Source organism: Isoptericola sp. NPDC056134 (assembly GCF_042264825.1).
Classification (GTDB): Bacteria; Actinomycetota; Actinomycetes; order Actinomycetales; family Cellulomonadaceae; genus Isoptericola; species Isoptericola nanjingensis.
This window is the reverse complement of record NZ_JBHJVM010000004.1, coordinates 187,498-205,939: the sequence shown is the minus strand read 5'-3', so window position 1 is coordinate 205,939 and position 18,442 is coordinate 187,498. Positions and strand designations below refer to the sequence as shown.

At 72.8% G+C, this 18,442-nt stretch carries 13 protein-coding genes and 1 tRNA gene; 6 read left to right on the top strand and 8 right to left on the bottom strand.

What is annotated here, in order from left to right; all coding sequences use genetic code 11:
- Positions 1-30: 30 nt before the first annotated feature.
- The 4 genes from ACFCZN_RS06085 to coaE form a co-directional block, all read right to left on the bottom strand.
- Positions 31-1,152, bottom strand: coding sequence for a TerC family protein (locus tag ACFCZN_RS06085; protein ID WP_429763394.1), 1,122 nt, complete (start codon positions 1,150-1,152; stop codon positions 31-33).
- Positions 1,149-2,168 (bottom strand): TerC family protein, encoded by a 1,020-nt coding sequence (locus tag ACFCZN_RS06080; protein ID WP_429763393.1) that lies wholly within the window; start codon positions 2,166-2,168, stop codon positions 1,149-1,151. Before ACFCZN_RS06080 ends, ACFCZN_RS06085 begins: the two co-directional genes overlap by 4 nt.
- A 216-nt stretch (positions 2,169-2,384) precedes the next feature.
- Positions 2,385-4,499, bottom strand: a complete 2,115-nt coding sequence (gene uvrB, locus ACFCZN_RS06075; RefSeq protein ID WP_429763392.1) for an excinuclease ABC subunit UvrB — start codon at positions 4,497-4,499, stop codon at positions 2,385-2,387.
- Positions 4,500-4,577: 78 nt separating this feature from the next.
- The gene (gene coaE, locus ACFCZN_RS06070) at positions 4,578-5,210 is read right to left on the bottom strand and encodes a dephospho-CoA kinase (protein WP_429763391.1); all 633 of its coding nucleotides are present in this window, start codon (positions 5,208-5,210) and stop codon (positions 4,578-4,580) included.
- Positions 5,211-5,288: 78 nt separating this feature from the next.
- Between coaE and ACFCZN_RS06065 the strand changes: the two genes are divergently transcribed.
- On the top strand, positions 5,289-7,172 hold the full coding sequence (locus tag ACFCZN_RS06065; RefSeq protein WP_430556163.1) for an ABC transporter ATP-binding protein: 1,884 nt from the start codon (positions 5,289-5,291) through the stop codon (positions 7,170-7,172).
- A gap of 104 nt (positions 7,173-7,276) precedes the next feature.
- On the opposite strand, the gene rpsA is transcribed toward ACFCZN_RS06065, so the two are convergent.
- The gene (rpsA, locus tag ACFCZN_RS06060; RefSeq protein WP_429763389.1) at positions 7,277-8,758 is read right to left on the bottom strand and encodes a 30S ribosomal protein S1; all 1,482 of its coding nucleotides are present in this window, start codon (positions 8,756-8,758) and stop codon (positions 7,277-7,279) included.
- Positions 8,759-8,952: 194 nt separating this feature from the next.
- Here rpsA and ACFCZN_RS06055 point away from each other — a divergent pair, with 194 nt between their 5' ends.
- Positions 8,953-9,774, top strand: a complete 822-nt coding sequence (locus tag ACFCZN_RS06055) for a class I SAM-dependent methyltransferase (protein ID WP_430556162.1) — start codon at positions 8,953-8,955, stop codon at positions 9,772-9,774.
- Positions 9,775-9,870: 96 nt separating this feature from the next.
- Here ACFCZN_RS06055 and polA read toward each other — a convergent pair whose 3' ends face one another.
- Complete coding sequence (polA, locus tag ACFCZN_RS06050; RefSeq protein WP_430556161.1) at positions 9,871-12,612, bottom strand: DNA polymerase I; 2,742 nt, start codon at positions 12,610-12,612, stop codon at positions 9,871-9,873.
- Here polA and ACFCZN_RS06045 point away from each other — a divergent pair.
- Positions 12,611-13,045, top strand: coding sequence for a hotdog fold thioesterase (locus tag ACFCZN_RS06045; protein WP_430556160.1), 435 nt, complete (start codon positions 12,611-12,613; stop codon positions 13,043-13,045). The two genes, polA and ACFCZN_RS06045, sit on opposite strands and share 2 nt — an antisense overlap.
- A 43-nt stretch (positions 13,046-13,088) precedes the next feature.
- On the opposite strand, the gene ACFCZN_RS06040 is transcribed toward ACFCZN_RS06045, so the two are convergent.
- Together ACFCZN_RS06040 and ACFCZN_RS06035 are read right to left on the bottom strand one after the other, a co-directional pair.
- Positions 13,089-13,856 (bottom strand): N-acetyltransferase family protein, encoded by a 768-nt coding sequence (locus ACFCZN_RS06040; RefSeq protein ID WP_429763385.1) that lies wholly within the window; start codon positions 13,854-13,856, stop codon positions 13,089-13,091.
- Positions 13,857-14,081: 225 nt separating this feature from the next.
- On the bottom strand, positions 14,082-14,708 hold the full coding sequence (locus tag ACFCZN_RS06035) for an ANTAR domain-containing response regulator (RefSeq protein WP_429729957.1): 627 nt from the start codon (positions 14,706-14,708) through the stop codon (positions 14,082-14,084).
- Between the two features lie 185 nt (positions 14,709-14,893).
- On the opposite strand from ACFCZN_RS06035, the gene ACFCZN_RS06030 reads away from it, so the two are divergent.
- From ACFCZN_RS06030 to ACFCZN_RS06020, 3 genes are all read left to right on the top strand, one after another.
- A tRNA-Leu gene (locus tag ACFCZN_RS06030) sits at positions 14,894-14,967 on the top strand.
- A 301-nt stretch (positions 14,968-15,268) separates the two neighbouring features.
- A complete protein-coding gene (locus tag ACFCZN_RS06025; RefSeq protein WP_430556159.1) occupies positions 15,269-16,645 on the top strand; it encodes an exo-beta-N-acetylmuramidase NamZ domain-containing protein in 1,377 nt (458 codons plus the stop codon).
- Positions 16,642-18,387 (top strand): serine hydrolase, encoded by a 1,746-nt coding sequence (locus ACFCZN_RS06020; RefSeq protein ID WP_430556158.1) that lies wholly within the window; start codon positions 16,642-16,644, stop codon positions 18,385-18,387. Before ACFCZN_RS06025 ends, ACFCZN_RS06020 begins: the two co-directional genes overlap by 4 nt.
- Positions 18,388-18,442: the final 55 nt, after the last annotated feature.

Below are 18,442 nucleotides of genomic sequence, written 5' to 3'. Positions count from 1 at the left end.
GTGCCGTCCGGGGCCCGTGCGCTCGTGTCGTCAGCGGCCCGAGGACTCCGGCCCGGAGGACGCGGGAGCGGTGCCGGGCTCCGACGCCACGTCCTGCGCCTCCGGTGCCGGCGTCGTCGACGACGCCGCGCCCGCGGCGTCGGCCGCGCCCGCCGGCGCCGCGTCCTTCGCGGCGACCGCGGCGGTCCGCCGCGTCTTCGCCAGGCTCGCGACCGTCGCGATCGCGATCGAGCCGAGGATCACGGCGAGGGACAGCCAGATCGGGATCTCAGGTGCCCAGGCGACGTGCTCGCCCCCGTTGATGAACGGGAGCGTGTTGGTGTGCAGCGCCTCGAGGATGAGCTTGACGCCGATGAACCCGAGGATGACCGCCAGGGCGATCGGCAGGTACACCAGCCGCTCGAGCAGGCCGCCGAGCAGGAAGTAGAGCTGCCGCAGGCCCATGAGGGCGAAGATGTTCGCGGTGAAGACGATGAACGGATCCTTCGTCAGCCCGAAGATCGCGGGGATCGAGTCGAGCGCGAACAGCAGGTCGGTCGAGCCGATCGCGACGAACACCACGAGCATCGGGGTGAACAGCTTCTTCCCGTCGACCACCGTGCGCACCTTCGCGCCGTCGTACTCCTGGCTCACCGGCAGCACGCGGCGGAGCAGGCGGATCGCCACGTTCTCCTTGAACTCCTCCTCGTCGTCGCCTCCCGCCACGAGCTTGACCGCCGTGTAGATGAGGAACGCGCCGAAGAGGTAGAACACCCACACGAACTGCTCGAGGATCGCCGCCCCCGCGAGGATGAACGCCCCGCGCAGCACCAGCGCGATGATGATGCCGACCATCAGCACCATCTGCTGGTGCCGCTTCGGCACCGCGAACCGCGACATGATGATGACGAAGACGAACAGGTTGTCCACGCTCAGGGAGTACTCCGTGAGCCAGCCGGCGTAGAACTCCCCGGCGGGGGCTGTGCCGCCCACCGCCAGCACGATCAGCCCGAACACCAGCGCCAGCGCCACGTAGAAGCCGACCCACAGGCCGCTCTCCTTCATGCTCGGCACGTGCGGGCGCCTGCCGACGATGGCGAGGTCGACGGCGAGCAGGAGGATCAGCGCCGCGAGCGACGCCCACTCGAACCAGACCGGCAGCTCGTGGATCATGCGTCTCCTTCGGAGGTGGGTGTCGGCGCGGCGACGGCACGGGCCCGACGGTCACGCCGGTCGCGCGCCAGGGAGGCGATCGTCGTGACGGCGAGCACCACCACGATGAAGCTGAGGGACAGCGTCGTCGAGATCTCGGGGATCGCCTCGACGTGGTTCCCGCCGTTGATGAACGGCAGCTCGTTGGTGTGCAGGGCGTGGATCACCAGCTTGACACCGATGAAGCCGAGGATCGCCGCGAGGCCGTAGTTGAGGTAGACGAGGCGGTCCAGGAGACCGTCCACGAGGAAGTAGAGCTGCCGCAGCCCGAGGAGGGAGAACGCGTTGGCCGCGAAGACGAGGTACGTCTCCTGCGTGAGACCGAAGATGGCGGGGATCGAGTCGACGGCGAACAGCAGGTCCGCGCTGCCGATCGCGACCATGACGATGAGCATCGGCGTGATGAACCGCTTGCCGTCGATCTTCGCGGTCATCTTGTCGCCGACGTACGTGTCCGTCGTCGGGAAGAGGCGGCGGGTCAGCCGCAGGACGCCGTTCTCGTTCCACTCCTCGTCGTGCCCCGTGCCCGAGCGGGCCTGGGCGATCGCGGTCCAGATGAGGAACGCGCCGAAGATGTAGAAGACCCAGGCGAAGTTCGCGATGATCGCGGCGCCGGCGATGATGAACACCGTGCGCAGCACCAGCGCGATCGTGATGCCGATGAGGAGCACGCGCTGCTGGTACTCGCGGGGCACCCGGAAGCTCGTCATGATCAGGACGAAGACGAACAGGTTGTCGACGCTGAGCGACTTCTCCGTGATGTACCCGGCGAAGTACTCCCCGCCGTACGTCCCGCCCCACACGACCCAGACGATCACGCCGAACACGACCGCGACCGCGACGTAGGCCAGGGACCACGTGGCCGACTCGCGCAGCGTGGGGGCGTGCGGGGTGCGCACGTGGCCGACGTAGTCGACCGCGAGCATCGCGAGGATCACGCCGACGGTGACGATCCAGACCCAGACGGGCACATCCATGAAAACTCCTCCGGTACGTAGCACTGAGCACCGGAGGTCTTCCCCACCCGGAGCGGCTGCGAGCCTGGCGTCCGGGCCGACGAGGCCGGTCCGGCATCCGTGCCGGACGTGATGACGACCTCACCGTGGGCGGGGTACTCCCCTCCAACCCGCACACCCTACATGAGACCCCGGACCCGCCATCCGCGCATGTCACGACGGGATCTCCCGCCCCGCTCAGGCCGTCGCGGCCTGCATCTGCCGCAGCTCCTTCTTCAGCCCGCCGATCTCGTCGCGGAGGCGGGCCGCGACCTCGAACTGCAGCTCCGCGGCGGCGGCGTGCATCTGGTCGCTGAGCTCCTGGATGAGCTCCGCGAGCTCGCCCGCAGCGGCCCCGGCGAGCCGGTTGCCGGTGGTGGCGCCCTCCTTCGGCGAGCCCGGCACGGGCGCGCGCCCCTTGCCCTGCGCGGACGCGGGGGCCTTGCGGTACCCGCCGGACAGCAGCTCCTGCGTGTCGATGTCCTCGCGGGCGAGCATGTCGGTGACGTCCGCGATCCTCTTGCGCAGCGGCTGCGGGTCGATCCCGTGCTCCTCGTTGTACGCCACCTGCTTCGCGCGACGGCGGTCCGTCTCGTCGAGGGCGTACCGCATGGCCGGCGTGATCTTGTCCGCGTACATGTGCACCTGGCCGGTGACGTTGCGCGCCGCGCGCCCGATCGTCTGGATGAGCGACCGCTCGGAGCGCAGGAAGCCCTCCTTGTCGGCGTCGAGGATCGCCACCAGGGACACCTCCGGCAGGTCCAGGCCCTCGCGCAGGAGGTTGATGCCGACCAGCACGTCGTACTCCCCCAGCCGCAGCTCGCGCAGCAGCTCGACGCGGCGCAGCGTGTCGACCTCGGAGTGCAGGTATCGCACCCGCACGTCCTTCTCGAGGAAGTAGTCGGTGAGGTCCTCGGCCATCTTCTTGGTGAGGGTCGTCACGAGCACCCGCTCGTCCTTCTCGACGCGCTCGCGGATCTCGTGCAGCAGGTCGTCGATCTGACCGGTGGTCGGCTTGACGACCACCTGCGGGTCCACCAGACCGGTGGGCCGGATGACCTGCTCCACCACGCCGTCGGACATGGAGAGCTCGTAGTCGCCCGGGGTCGCGGACAGGTAGACCGTCTGCCCGATCCGCTCGACGAACTCCTCCCAGCGCAGCGGCCGGTTGTCCATCGCGCTCGGCAGGCGGAACCCGTGCTCCACGAGCGACCGCTTGCGGGACATGTCCCCCTCGAACATCGCGCCGATCTGGGGCACGGTCTGGTGCGACTCGTCGATGACGAGCAGGAAGTCCTCGGGGAAGTAGTCGAGCAGGGTGTTCGGCGGCGACCCCTGCTCGCGGCCGTCGATGTGCCGCGAGTAGTTCTCGATGCCGCTGCACGTGCCGATCTGGCGCATCATCTCGATGTCGTACGTGGTGCGCATCCGCAACCGCTGCGCCTCCAGCAGCTTGTTCTGCCGCTCGAGGTCCGCCAGCCGTTCCGCGAGCTCGGTCTCGATGCCGCCGATCGCCCGCTCCATCCGCTCCGGGCCCGCGACGTAGTGCGTGGCCGGGAAGAGGTAGACGCTCTGCTCGTTGCGGAGGACCTCGCCCGTGAGCGGGTGCAGCGTCTGGATCGACTCGATCTCGTCGCCGAACATCTCGATGCGGACGGCGAGCTCCTCGTACACGGGGATGATCTCCACCGTGTCGCCGCGCACGCGGAACGTGCCGCGCGTGAACGCCATGTCGTTGCGCGTGTACTGCATCTGCACGAAGCGGCGGAGCATGTCGTCGCGGTCGACCACGTCCCCGACGTCGAGCCGCACCATCCGGTCCACATACTCCTGCGGGGTACCCAGGCCGTAGATGCAGGACACCGACGCCACGACCACGACGTCGCGCCGGGTCAGCAGCGACGACGTCGCCGAGTGCCGCAGCCGCTCCACCTCGTCGTTGATCGACGAGTCCTTCTCGATGTAGGTGTCCGTCTGCGCGATGTACGCCTCGGGCTGGTAGTAGTCGTAGTACGAGACGAAGTACTCGACGGCGTTGTTCGGCAGCAGCTCGCGGAACTCCGTGGCCAGCTGCGCGGCGAGCGTCTTGTTGGGTGCCATGACGAGGGTGGGCCGCTGCAGCTTCTCGATGAGCCACGCGGTCGTCGCGCTCTTGCCGGTGCCGGTCGCGCCGAGCAGGACGACGTCCTTCTCCCCCGCCTGCACGCGGGACGTGAGGTCTGCGATGGCGGTGGGCTGGTCTCCCGAGGGCTCGTAGTCGGACACCACCTCGAAGGGGGCCACCGCACGCTGCAGGTCGGTCACGGGTCGCATGGCACCACCGTACGGCGCGCCTCCGACACCCACCGGTGAGCCCGCCGGTGCGACGGCCGAGGGCGCGCCGCCGCGGCGTCAGGCCTCGGACGCGGCGGCGGACTCCTCGTCCACCTCCGCGCGCAGACGCTGCCAGAGCGTGTCGACCTGCTCGCGCAGCCCGTCCTCCGTGCCCGTGCCGTCCAGCACGACGTCCGCGACGGCGGACCGCTCGTCGTCCGTCGCCTGCGCGCCGACGCGCGCCCGCGCGGCCGCGTCGTCGAGGCCGCGCCCGCCCACGAGCCGCGCGACCCGCTGGTCCGCCGGGGCGTGCACGACCACCAGCAGGTGGAAGTGGTCCGCCTGGCCCGTCTCGACGAGCAGGGGGATGTCGTGGACCACGACGGCCCGGTCGTCCGCCGCGCCGGCGAGCGCCTCGCGCTCGGCCGCGAGACGGCGGATCTCCGGGTGCAGGATGCCCTCGAGGCGCGCCCGTGCCGCCGCGTCGTCGAAGACGAGCCGCCCGAGCGCGGGCCGGTCGAGGGAGCCGTCCGCCGCGAGGACGCCGTCGCCGAAGGCCGCGACGACCTCCTCGAGCCCGACCGTCCCGGGCTCCACCACCTCCCGGGCGAGGACGTCGTGATCGATCACGACGGCGCCCAGCTCGGCGAGGCGGCGCGTGACGACGGACTTCCCTGCGGCGATGCCGCCCGTGAGGCCGATGCGAAGCATGGGCCCATCCTGCCCCCGGCGTAGGCTTCCCGCCATGAGCGCCCAGCGGCACCGGGCCGGGGCGGGCCGGGAGGTGCCATGGCGGGCGGACCCATGATGCGGTCGTACCTGAACGACGCGACGGTGAAGGACCGCCGGCTCGCGGGCCCGACGCTCCGACGCATCCTCGGCTTCGCCCGCCCGTACCGGGCGCAGCTCGCGGCGTTCGTCGGGCTGCTGGTGCTCAGCGCGGCGGCCGGCGCCGTCACACCGCTGCTGTTCCGCCGTCTCATCGACGACGGCATCGCGACCGGCGACCGCGGGCTCGTGCTCGCCATGGCCGCCGCCGCGGCGTCGATCGCGATCGTCACGGCCGCGCTCGCGGTGGCGGAGCGCTGGTTGTCGTCGCGCGTGGGCGAGGGCCTGATCCTGGACCTGCGGTCCGCCGTCTTCGACCACGTCCAGACGATGCCCCTCGCGTTCTTCGCCCGCGCGCGCACCGGCGCGCTCGTGCAGCGGCTCAACGGCGACGTGCTCGGCGCGCAGCAGGCCTTCACCTCGACGCTGCAGACCGTAATCTCCAACGGGCTGACGATCGCGTTCACCCTCGCCGCGATGCTCGCCATGTCGTGGCGGCTCACCCTGGTGTCCCTGGTGCTCGTCCCCGCGTTCGTGCTGCCCGCCCGCTGGTTCGGGCGCCGCCTCGCCGGGCTGGCGCGCACCGGGTACGACCTCAACGCGGACGCCGGGCAGATGATGAACGAACGGTTCAACGTCGCCGGCGCCCACCTGGTCAAGGTGTTCGGCGACCCGGAGGCGGAGAGCGCGCGGTACGCGGCCCAGGTGCGCCGGCTGCGCGACCTCGGTGTCCGCACGGCGCTGCTCGGCACGTGGTTCCGCGTCGGCCTGACGACGCTCGCGTCCCTGGCCATCGCCGTCGTCTACGGCCTGGGCGGGCTGCAGGCGATCGCGGGCGAGCTCACCGTCGGCACCGTCGTCGCGCTCACCGCCTACCTCGGTCGCCTCTACGGGCCGCTCACCGCGATGTCGAACGTGCAGGTCGACGTGATGACCGCCCTGGTCAGCTTCGAGCGGGTGCTCGAGGTGCTCGACCTCGAGCCGGCGCTCGCCGAGAAGCCCGGCGCCGCCGACCTGCGCGCGGCGGTGGCCTCCCGGGGTGCCTCCGTCGAGCTGGACCGCGTGACCTTCCGGTACCCGCGGGCCGACGAGGTCTCGCTCGCGTCCCTCGAGTCGGTCGCGACCCTGCGCTCCGACCCCACCGGGGACACGCTGCGCGACGTGTCGTTCTCCGTGCCCGCCGGCGCGATGGTCGCACTGGTGGGGCTCTCCGGGGCCGGCAAGACGACCGTCTCCCAGCTCGTCTCGCGCCTGTACGACCCCACCTCCGGAACGGTCCGAATCGCCGGAGCGGACCTCCGCGACGTCACCGCCGCGTCGCTGCGCGGCACTGTCGGCGTCGTCGCCCAGGAGGCGCACCTCTTCCACGACACCGTGGCCGCGAACCTCCGCTTCGCGCGGCCCGACGCGACCGACGAGGACCTCGAGCGGGCGCTGCGGCAGGCCCGCATCTGGGACCTGGTGGCCCGGCTGCCCGAGGGCGTCGACACCGTGGTCGGCGACCGCGGCTATCGCCTCTCCGGCGGGGAGCGGCAGCGGCTGGCCATCGCGCGCCTGCTGCTCAAGGCGCCCGACGTCGTCGTGCTCGACGAGGCGACCGCCCACCTGGACTCGGAGTCCGAGGCCGCCGTCCAGGCGGCGCTCGACCAGGCGCTGTCGGGCCGCACGTCCCTCGTCATCGCGCACCGGCTGTCGACCGTCCGGGCGGCGGACAGGATCGTCGTCCTCGCCGAGGGCCGCGTGGTGGAGACCGGCACGCACGCCGAGCTGCTCGCCGCGGGCGGCCTCTACGCCGAGCTCTACGCGACGCAATTCGCGGACGCCGGCGCGACGCCCGCCGAGTAGGCGCGCACCCTCCGGCCACGCACGACGGCGGCCCGCCACCCCGAGGGGTGACGGGCCGCCGTGGGCTACCGGTAGGTCGCGGACGACCCGGTGTCAGTCGCCGATCAGTTGCCCGTGAGCTTCTCGCGGAGCGCGGCGAGCGCCTCGTCCGAGGCGAGCGTGCCCGCGGCCTCCTGCGCCGGCGGGGCCGACGAGTAGGACGAGGACGAGCTGCTCGAGCTGCCGCTGGGGACAGCGTCGTTGACGGCCGCGTCGGCGTCCGCCGCGATGGCCGCACGGACCTGCTCGCGGTGCGACTCCCAGCGGGCGTGCGCCTTGGCGTACTCCGCCTCCCAGGCCTCGCGCTGCGTCTCGAAGCCCTCGAGCCACTCGTTGGTCTCCGGGTCGAAGCCCTCGGGGTACTTGTACTCGCCGTTCTCGTCGTACTCGGCAGCCATGCCGTAGAGCGCGGGGTCGAAGTCCTCGGACTCCGGGTCCATGCCCTCGTTGGCCTGCTTGAGCGACAGCGAGATGCGGCGACGCTCGAGGTCGATGTCGATGACCTTGACGAACACCTCGGCACCGACGCTGACGACCTGCTCGGGCAGCTCGACGTGGCGGACGGCCAGCTCGGAGATGTGCACCAGGCCCTCGATGCCGTCCTCGACGCGGACGAACGCACCGAACGGCACGAGCTTCGTGACCTTGCCGGGCACGACCTGGCCGATGGCGTGCGTGCGGGCGAAGGTCTGCCACGGGTCCTCCTGCGTCGCCTTCAGCGACAGGGAGACGCGCTCGCGGTCGTGGTCGACGTCGAGCACCTCGACGGTGACCTCCTGGCCCACCTCGACGACCTCGGACGGGTGGTCGATGTGCTTCCAGGACAGCTCGGAGACGTGCACCAGGCCGTCGACGCCGCCCAGGTCCACGAACGCACCGAAGTTGACGATCGAGGAGACGACACCGGGGCGCACCTGGCCCTTCTGCAGCGTCTGCAGGAAGGTGGAGCGGACCTCGGACTGCGTCTGCTCGAGCCAGGCACGGCGCGACAGGACCACGTTGTTGCGGTTCTTGTCGAGCTCGATGATCTTGGCCTCGATCTCCTTGCCGACGTACGGCGCGAGGTCGCGGACGCGACGCATCTCCACGAGGGAGGCGGGGAGGAAGCCACGAAGACCGATGTCGAGGATGAGGCCGCCCTTGACGACCTCGATGACGGTGCCGGTGACGACGCCGTCCTCCTCCTTGATCTTCTCGATCGTGCCCCAGGCGCGCTCGTACTGGGCGCGCTTCTTGGACAGGATCAGGCGACCCTCCTTGTCCTCCTTCTGGAGGACGAGAGCCTCGACGGCGTCGCCCACGGCGACGACCTCGCCCGGGTCCACGTCGTGCTTGATGGAGAGCTCCCGGGACGGGATCACGCCCTCCGTCTTGTAACCGATGTCAAGAAGGACCTCGTCGCGGTCGACCTTGACGATCGTGCCTTCCACGATGTCACCATCGTTGAAGTACTTGATGGTGGCGTCGACGGCGGCAAGGAAGTCCTCTTCGGTGCCGATGTCGTTGACGGCAACCTGCGGGGCGGACTTCGTGGTGGAGATGGTCATTGAGTAGATGCTCCGATGCGGACAGGACGTAGTGCGGACAGGGTCTGTGGCGCGAGCACCCGGGCATCGACGCGGGGACCGGTCCGCACGACGGCGGTCCGAACCCCGAGACGTCCTCAGGCGCACTGCACCGCCGACAATCTTATCGATCGTGCGGCGAGGGGTCAACGCGGCCCCCGTGCCACGATGGCCGGGTGAGCCACCATCCTCCCGCGCCCCGTCCCGTCACGCACGCGGGGTACGACGACGTCCCCGACGAGGCGGGGAACGCGGCCGCGCGGGGGTGGTGGGACGAGAACGCCGACGAGTACCTCGCCGAGCACGGCCCGTTCCTCGGCGACGCGGGCTTCCGCTGGGGCCCGGAGGGGCTCACCGAGGCGGAGGCCGGCCTGCTCGGCGACGTCGACGGCGCGCGGGTCGTCGAGATCGGCGCCGGGGCGGCGCACTGCTCGCGCTGGCTGGTCGGCCGCGGGGCCCGGGTCGTGGCCACCGACGTCTCGGCGCGGATGCTGGCCGGCGCGGCACGGCTCAACGACGCCACGGCCACGCCGGTGCCGCTGGTGCAGGCCGACGCCCGGTCCCTCCCCTTCGCCTCCGGGTCCGTGGACGTCGTGTTCACCTCGTACGGAGCCATCCCGTTCGTCGCGGACGCGGAGCGCGTGCACGCCGAGGCGGCCCGCGTGCTGCGGCCGGGCGGCCGGTGGGTGTTCTCCGTGACGCACCCCGTGCGCTGGGCGTTCCCCGACGACCCCACCACCCGGGGCCTCACCGTGCACCGCTCCTACTTCGACCGCCGTCCGTACGTCGAGACCGACGACCTGGGCGAGGTGCGCTACGCCGAGTACCACCGCACGGTCGGCGACCACGTGCGCGACGTCGCCGCCGCCGGCCTCCGCCTGCGCGACGTGGTCGAGCCCGAGTGGCCGGAGTGGAACACCGCCACCTGGGGCGGGTGGAGCCCCGAGCGCGGCGCCGTGCTGCCCGGCACCGCGGTCTTCGTCACGACCAAGGACTGACCCGAGGGGCCCGACCGGTCGTCGGCGGTGACGAAGACGGACGCGGGCCAGGTGCCGTCACGGTCGCGGGACCGAGATCCATCGCCGTCCTCCCCGTCAGTGCCCGGCGTCGTGCCAGGTCGCCCCCGCGCCGACGGAGACGTCCAGCGGCACGTCCAGTTCCACCGCGGAGCCCATCTGCGAGCGCAGCACGTCCTCGGCCGCCTCGCGCTCCCCCGGCGCCACCTCGACCACCAGCTCGTCGTGCACCTGGAGCAGCAGCCGCGACGCGAGGCCCCGCTCGTCCAGCTCGCGCTGCACGCCGAGCATCGCGACCTTGATGATGTCGGCGGCGCTGCCCTGGATCGGGGCGTTGAGCGCCATGCGCTCGGCCATCTGCCGCCGCTGCCGGTTGTCGCTCGTGAGGTCGGGCAGGTAGCGCCGGCGCCCCAGGATCGTCGCGGTGTACCCCGTGGCGCGGGCCTCCTCGACCACCCCCGTGAGGTAGTCGCGCACCCCGCCGAAGCGGGTGAAGTAGTCGTCCATCAGCGACTGCGCCTCGCCGGTCGGGATCGTGAGCTGCTGCGACAGCCCGAAGGCGCTCAGCCCGTACGCGAGCCCGTAGCTCATCGCCTTGATCTTCGAGCGCATCTCGGCCGTGACGTCCTCGGGCGCCACCTCGAACACCCGGGACCCCACGTACCGGTGCAGGTCCTCGCCGGACCGGAAGGCCTCGATCAGCCCCTCGTCGCCGGACAGGTGCGCCATGATCCGCATCTCGATCTGGCTGTAGTCCGCGGTGAGCAGCGTCTCGTAGCCCTCGCCGACCCGGAACGCGCGGCGGATGCGGCGGCCCTCCTCGGTGCGGATCGGGATGTTCTGCAGGTTCGGGTCCGTGGAGCTCAGCCGGCCCGTGGCCGCGATCGTCTGCTGGAACGTCGTATGGATCCGCCCGTCGGGCGCCACCGACTTGAGCAGGCCCTCGACCGTGGAGCGCAGCCGGGTCGCGTCACGGTGCGCCAGCAGGTGCTCCAGGAACGGGTGCTCCGTCTTGACGTACAGGTCCTGCAGGGACGCGGCGTCGGTGGTGTAGCCCGTCTTGATCTTCTTGGTCTTGGGCATGCCGAGCTGGTCGAACAACACCTCCTGCAGCTGCTTCGGGCTGCCGAGGTTCACCTGCCGGCCGATCACGTCGTACGCGTCGGCCGCGGCGTCCGCCACCATCGACGCGAACTGCTTCTCGAGCTCCGTGAGGTACTCGACGTCCGCCGCGATGCCCGTGGCCTCCATCCGCCCCAGCACGGCCGTGAGCGGCAGCTCCAGGTCCGTGAGCAGCCCCGCGGCGCCGCGGTCCTCGAGCTGCCCGGACAGCGCCTGCGCCAGGTCGACCACCGCCGCCGCCCGCACGGCCGCCTGCCGCGCCCGCGGGTCCTCGTCGCCGCCGTCGAGCGCGAGGTCGAGGGCGCCCTGCCCGGCTGCGTCGGGCGCCTCCCCCGCGGACAGCTCCCGCCCGAGCAGGCGGACCGTGAGGTCGGCGAGGTCGTAGCCGCGCTGGTCGGGGTAGCAGAGGTAGGCCGCGAGCTCGGTGTCGAACGAGACGCCCCGCAGGTCGAGACCGCGCCCGGCCAGCTCGTGCCCGGCGGTCTTGGCGCCGTGCACGACCTTCGGCGCCGCCGGGTCGGCGAGCCACGTCGCGAGCGCGCGCTCGTCCTCGGGCGTCACGTCGGCCAGCTCGACGACCGTCGCGGTGGTCTCCCCGTCGTGGTCGTCGGCGAGCGCGACGTCCCACGCGTCCCCGGCCCCCGGCGTCGGCGTCCCCGTGACCTCGAGCCCGAGGGGGCGGCCGGAGCGCGCGGCCAGCCAGCCGCCCAGCCCGCCGGGCTCGAGCGCAGCGAGCGCGACCTGCACGCCCTCCGCCTCGACCGCCTCGGCCGGCTCCGCGGACGGGTCCGCCGCGAGCAGGCGGTCGCGCAGCGCGCCGAACTGCAGGGTGTCGGACACCCGGTGCACGGCCTCCCGGTCGAAACCGGCGAGCCCCAGCTGGTCCACCGACAGGGGGAGCTCGACGTCGTCCAGCAGCCGGTTCAGCTCACGGTTCAGGCGTACCTGCTCGACCGCCTCCCGCAGGTTGCCCGCGGCCTTGCCCTTCAGCTCGTCGACGTGCTCGAGCAGCGGCTCGAGGCCGCCGTAGGTCGTGACCCACTTGGCCGCGGTCTTGGGGCCGACGCCGGGCACCCCGGGCAGGTTGTCGCTGGACTCCCCCACGAGGGCCGCGAGGTCGGGGTACTGCTGCGGGGGCACGCCGTACTTCTCGGCGACAGCCTCCGGGGTCATGCGCGCCAGGTCGGACACGCCGCGCTTCGGGTACAGCACGGTGACGTCCTCGGTGACGAGCTGCAACGAGTCCCGGTCGCCGGAGCAGACGAGGACGTCGAAGCCCGCCTCGCGGCCCTCGCGGGCGAGCGTGGCGAGGATGTCGTCGGCCTCGATGCCCTCCCGCTGCAGCGCGGGGACGCGCAGCGCCTCGAGGACCTCCTTGATGAGCGGCACCTGCCCGCGGAAGACCTCGGGGGTCGCGTCACGGTTGCCCTTGTACTCGGGGAACCGCTCGGTGCGGAACGTCACGCGACCGGCGTCGAACGCGACGGCGGCGTGCGTCGGCTGCTCGTCGCGCAGCAGGTTCGTCAGCATCGAGGTGAAGCCGTAGACGGCGTTCGTCACCTGGCCGCTGGACGTCACCAGCGTGTCCGGCAGCGCGAAGAACGCTCGGTACGCCATGGAGTGGCCGTCGATCAGCAGGAGGCGTGGGCGGGTCCCGGTTCGCGCGGAGGTCGTCACGGGTGCCAACCTATCGCCCATGTCTGACACCACCGCCGACGCGCCCCGCTTCCCCCGCACCCTCGAGGAGTGGAGCGCCGCCGCGCGGGGCACGCTCATCGAACGCCTCGGGATCCGGCTCACGGAGGTGGCCGCCGAGCGCACCGCCGGCACCATGCCGGTGGCCGGGAACACCCAGCCGGCAGGGTTGCTGCACGGCGGCGCGACGGCGTCGCTCGCGGAGACGCTCGCCTCGGTCGCCGCGCAGCAGCACGCGGGACCGGCACGCGCCGCGGTCGGCCTGGAGCTGAACGCGACCCACCACCGCGGTGCGCGGTCCGGGAGCGTGCACGGGGTGGCCACGGCCCTGCACCTGGGGCGGTCGACCGCCGCCTACGAGATCGTCGTCACCGACGACGACGGCCGGCGCGTCTGCACCGCGCGGCTCACCTGCATGATCCTCGACGCCCGCTGAGAGCGGGCGGGCACCGCGCGGGCCGCGGAGCCCGACGGACCGGTCAGGAGGGGACGGACTCGCTCGCCGGGTCGTGCCGCGTCGCGACACCCAGGGAGGTCACGCCGTCCGGGCCCTCCACGCCCTCGCCGCGGTCGGCGGCACGCTCGGCGGCCGCGCGCAGCGCGGCGTCCCGCTCGGCCTGGAAGGCGCGCAGGTCGACCGGGCCGGTGGGCAGCCCCGCGGCCCGCGCCCGGCGACGGCGGGCGACGAGATCCTCGATCGCCGCGCGGGTCGCGTCGCGGCGCCCCGCCCGGGCCGCCGTCCGCGTCCCGCGGGGGTTCTCCTGGACCAGCCGGCGCTGCAGCGTCGCCGTGGCGACCACGCGGTGCCCCGACGTGGGGGCGAAGCCCAGCCGGGCGAGGAAGCGGTGCATGCCGCGGGCGCCCGGGGCGGGCGCGCAGTAGACGTTCTCGGCGCCCCGCTCCCCCGCCACGGCGGCCGCGGCCGCGAGGAGCGCGTGCCCGACGCCGCGGCGGCGGGCGGACGGGCTGACGAAGACGGCGTCGACGTACAGGCTCGTGGTCGTCGCGAACAGCAGCGGGTCGATGACGCGCAGCACGGCGAACCCGCAGATCTCGCCCTCGTGGCTCGCGACGAGCACCTGCCCGCCCGCACCCAGCAGCACGCTCAGGTGCTCCAGGAGGCGAGAGGCGTCCGAGGGGGTCCCCTGCGCGGCCGACGGCGACTCCTCGACGGCGCGCTCCGCAAGGCGCGCGACGTCGACCATGTCGTCCTGCTCGACCGGCCGGACCTCGACCGCTGCACGCATCGGCACCTCCTCGACGAATGACCGTCCCGTCCCGGGGCGCGGTGGGAGCCTTCCCACCCCGACTCCGAGGGCCACCCCGGCAGCCCCGGGGTCACGGTCGTTGAAGCATGAATATCACAGATTGGTCACGACACCCAGGCGACGATAGCGACCCCGTCGCCCTCGCACAATGGGCAGTGGCCCGGTCCCAGGACTCCTCCTGCGACCGGGCCACCGTGGTGCGGATCAGGCTCCGCCGACCTGCTCGATGACGGCGTCCGCGACCTCGCGCATCGTGAGGCGGCGGTCCATCGACGTCTTCTGGATCCAGCGGAAGGACTCCGGCTCGCTCAGACCCATCTTGGTCATGAGGAGGCCCTTCGCGCGGTCCACGCGCTTGCGGGTCTCGAACCGCTCGGTGAGGTCGGCGACCTCGGCCTCGAGCGCCCCGATCTGCTGGTAGCGGGAGATCGCGATCTCCACCGCCGGGAGCAGGTCCGCCGGCGTGAAGGGCTTGACGACGTAGGCCATCGCGCCGGCGTCGCGCGCCCGCTCGACGAGCTCCGTCTGGGAGAACGCGGTGAGCAGGACGACCGGGGCGGCGTGCGCCTTGCCGATCCGCTCGGCCGCCGAGATGCCGTCCAGCTCGGGCATCTTGACGTCCATCACGACGACGTCGGGCTTGAGCTCGGTGGCGAGCCGCACCGCGGTCTCGCCGTCGCCGGCCTCGCCGACGACGTCGAAGCCCGCCTCGCGGAGCGTCTCGACGACGTCCATCCGGATGAGCGCCTCGTCCTCGACGACGACCGCGCGACGCGCGGGTCGCTCCGGCGTCTTCGGGGCCTCGGGCTCCTGGTCGATCAGGGGCGGCAGGTCGAGCGGCACCGTCGCCTCGGGCTTCGCGTCGTGGGGCTTCTCGTCGGTCACCCGTCCATCCTAGTGGTCGCGCGGGGGCGCCGCGTCCCGTGCCGGGTGTGACGAGTGCGACGGCTCGGCCCGCCGACCGGCCGACGGACGGTTCGGTCGCCGCCCCGCGCGCGTGGTTGGATGGGCCGCGCGCCCCGGTAGCCCAACCGGCAGAGGCAATCGGCTCAAACCCGATCCAGTGTGGGTTCGAATCCCACCCGGGGCACCTCCGCGTCCGCACGACGCCCCCACGACACCCCCTCGACCCGGACCCGGCGCGAGCCCTTGCCGCCGTCCCGCCGTGTCGGTAACTTTCAGGATCAAGCCCTTTCGGGGCAACCCTTGACCGCTCCGCACGTGTCCGGCGTCGCCGCTCCCCCGCAACGAGGCGAGGGCCCGGCGACCCCATCGCGACGGCGACGACGCCGGCGCCACCTGGCAGGACGACCGGCCACGGCCCACCGACCGCGACGTGGCGGTCCGCGAGTCGCCCTGCAGCAGCACGAGGCAGGAAGGACCACCTGACGATGCGCGACGACCACACCGCCGTCGGACCCACCGCCCCACGGGAACCGCGGGGACCACGGTTCGACCGGCGCCACCTCCTCACCGGCACGCTCCTGGGCGCGGCGAGCGTCCCGTTCGCGGCGGCCGCCACGCAGGCGGCACCCCGCCGCGCCGCGGCCCCGGCGTCCGCCGGGCGCCCCGCCCGCCCCGTCGTCCCCGGCGCCGACCGCGCGCACGCCGACGGCTGGTCGGCCCTCAGGGGCGACCGGGTCGGCGTGATCACCAACCCCACCGGCGTGCTGCGCAGCCTGCGCAACGTCGTCGACGAGATGCACGAGTCCGGCGCCGTCGACCTCGTCGGAGTCTTCGGGCCCGAGCACGGCTTCCGCGGGACGGCCCAGGCCGGCGGCTCGGAGGGCACCTTCGTCGACGAGCGCACCGGACTGACCGTCTACGACGCCTACGGGGCCGGCGTCACGACGATGACCGAGATGTTCCGGGCCGCGGAGGTGGAGACCGTCGTCTTCGACATCCAGGACGTCGGCGCCCGCTTCTACACGTACATCTGGACGATGTGGACGGCGATGCAGGCCGCCGTCGCGACGGGCTCCCGCTTCGTCGTGCTCGACCGGCCCAACCCGGTGGGTGGCACGGCACGCGGCCCGATGATGACCGCCGGGTTCACGTCGGGCGTCGGGGCCAAGGAGATCGTGCAGGCCCACGGCATGACCGTCGGGGAGCTCGCCCGGTTCTTCGACGGCGAGTTCCTGCCCGACGTCGCCGGCGCGCGCCTGGACCGGCTCGACGTCGTCGAGGTCGCCGGCTGGCGGCGCGACGTGACCTTCGCGGGCACCGGGCTCGACTTCGTCATGCCCAGCCCGAACATGCCGACCCCCGACACGGCCCTCGCCTACCCCGGGACCTGCATGTTCGAGGGCACGAACCTGTCCGAGGGGCGCGGCACCACCCGCCCCTTCGAGCTGATCGGCGCGCCGTACGTCGACCACCGCTGGGCGGCGGCCCTCACGGACGCCGGCCTGCCGGGCGTCCTGTTCCGGGAGGCCTACTTCAACCCGACCTTCAGCAAGCACGCCGGCACCGTGTGCGGAGGCGTCCAGGTCACCGTCGACGACCCGGCCCGGTTCGACCCGGTGCGCACCGGGGTCGCGATGCTCGTGGCGGCGGCGTCCCTCTACCCCGAGTTCGCCTGGCGCGAGGACGCATGGGACCCCGAGCGGCCCTTCTGGATCGACAAGCTCACCGGCTCGCCGCGCCTGCGGCAGCAGATCGACGCCGGGGCCACCACCGACGACGTCGTCGGCGCCTGGCACGACGAGCTGGCGGACTTCGACAGGCGTCGTCAGCAGTACCTGATCTACCGCGGGCCGCGGGCGTGAGCGCCGCCCTGCGGCGGGGGCCGCGCCAGGGCCGCGTGGCGACCGCGGCCGTGCTCGCGGCCGGCCTGGTCGCGGTCCCGCTCGTCCACGCCACCTCGGCGGCCGCCGACCAGCGCGGGCCCGCGGTGGGCTTCATGCCGCCGTCGACCACGCTCGCCGCGGCCGACCCGGCGGACGTCGGGCTCGACCCGGCGCCGATCGAGGAGGCCGTCGCGCAGGTCCGCGCGCACGAGGTGCCGGTGGGCTCGGCGGCCTACCCGCTCTACCCGGGGGCCGTCGGCCTCATGGGGTACCAGGGGAAGGTCGTGCGCACCGACGCCAGCGGCTGGGCCGTCGCCTACGGCGACGAGGGCGTCGCCCTGCCCGCCGACGAGCGCGTGCCGATGCGTGAGGACACCATCGTCGACCTCGCCTCGGTGTCGAAGCTGTTCACCTCGATCGCGGTCGTCCAGCTGGTCCAGGAGGGCCGCGTCGCGCTCGACGAGCCGCTCGCCACCTACGTCCCCGAGTTCGCCGCCGGCGGCAAGGGGGAGGTGACCGTGCGACAGCTGCTCACCCACACCTCGGGCCTCGTGTCGTGGCTGCCGCTGTGGAGCGCCTACCCCGACCCGGAGTCCCGGATCGCCGCGGTGATGGCGCAGCCCCTCGACGCGCCGCCGGGGACGCGCTACCTGTACAGCGACCTCAACCTCATCAGCCTCGGCGTGCTCGTCGAGCGCCTCCGGGGCGCGCCGCTCGACCAGGTCGTGGCCGACCGGATCACCGGCCCGCTCGGGATGACGGACACCGGGTACAACCCGACCGCCGTGGAACGTACGGCGGCGACGGAGTACCAGGCCAGCCCACCGCGCGGCGTCGTCCGGGGCGAGGTTCACGACGAGAACGCCTGGTCCCTGGGCGGGGTCGCCGGGCACGCCGGCGTGTTCTCGACGGCCGGCGACCTGGCGATCCTGTCCCAGGCCCTGCTCAACGGCGGCCGGTACGGCACGGCCCGCATCCTGTCCCCCGCGTCGGTGCGTCTCATGGTCACGGACCTGAACGGCGCCTTCCCCGGGGACGCCCACGGGCTCGGCTTCGAGCTCGACCAGCGGTGGTACATGGACGCCATGTCGGGGCCGCGCACGGCCGGGCACACCGGGTACACGGGCACGTCGATCGTCATCGACTTCGACACGCACTCGTTCGCGATCCTGCTGACCAACCGCGTGCACCCGTCGCGCGACTCGGGCAGCATCAACCCCGCGCGGCGGGAGTGGGCGAGCGGTCTGGCCCACGCCCAGGGGATCGAGCCCCGGCGCGGCGCGGACGCCTGGTTCTCGGGCGACGAGAACGCCACGACGTCGACGCTCACCACCTCGCTCGACGTGCCCGCGAGCGGGGGCCGCCTGGCGTTCGACCTCTACCTCGACACGGAGGAGACCGACCTGCTGCACCTGGAGACCTCCGCCGACGGCGGGACGACCTGGGCGCCGCTGCCGTTCACCGTGCGGGACCGCGGCCCGGCCGAGCATCCCGACGGCACGGCGTCGGGCTCGGGCACGCGGCGCTGGGCACAGGCCCGGGCACAGCTGCCACCGGGCGACCTGGACCTGCGCTGGCGCGTCGTCACCGACCCGCTGTACCTCGGCCGCGGCGTCCTGGTCGACGACGTCGTCGCCCGCGCCCCCGGCTCCCTCCTGCTGGACGGGGAGGCGACGCCCGAGGCGTTCCGGGCCGACGGCTGGCGCCTCGTGAGCCGCTAGGTCCGGCCCGGGAACGCCGGGTACGACGACGCCGGGGGCGTGCGGCAGGCTCGGC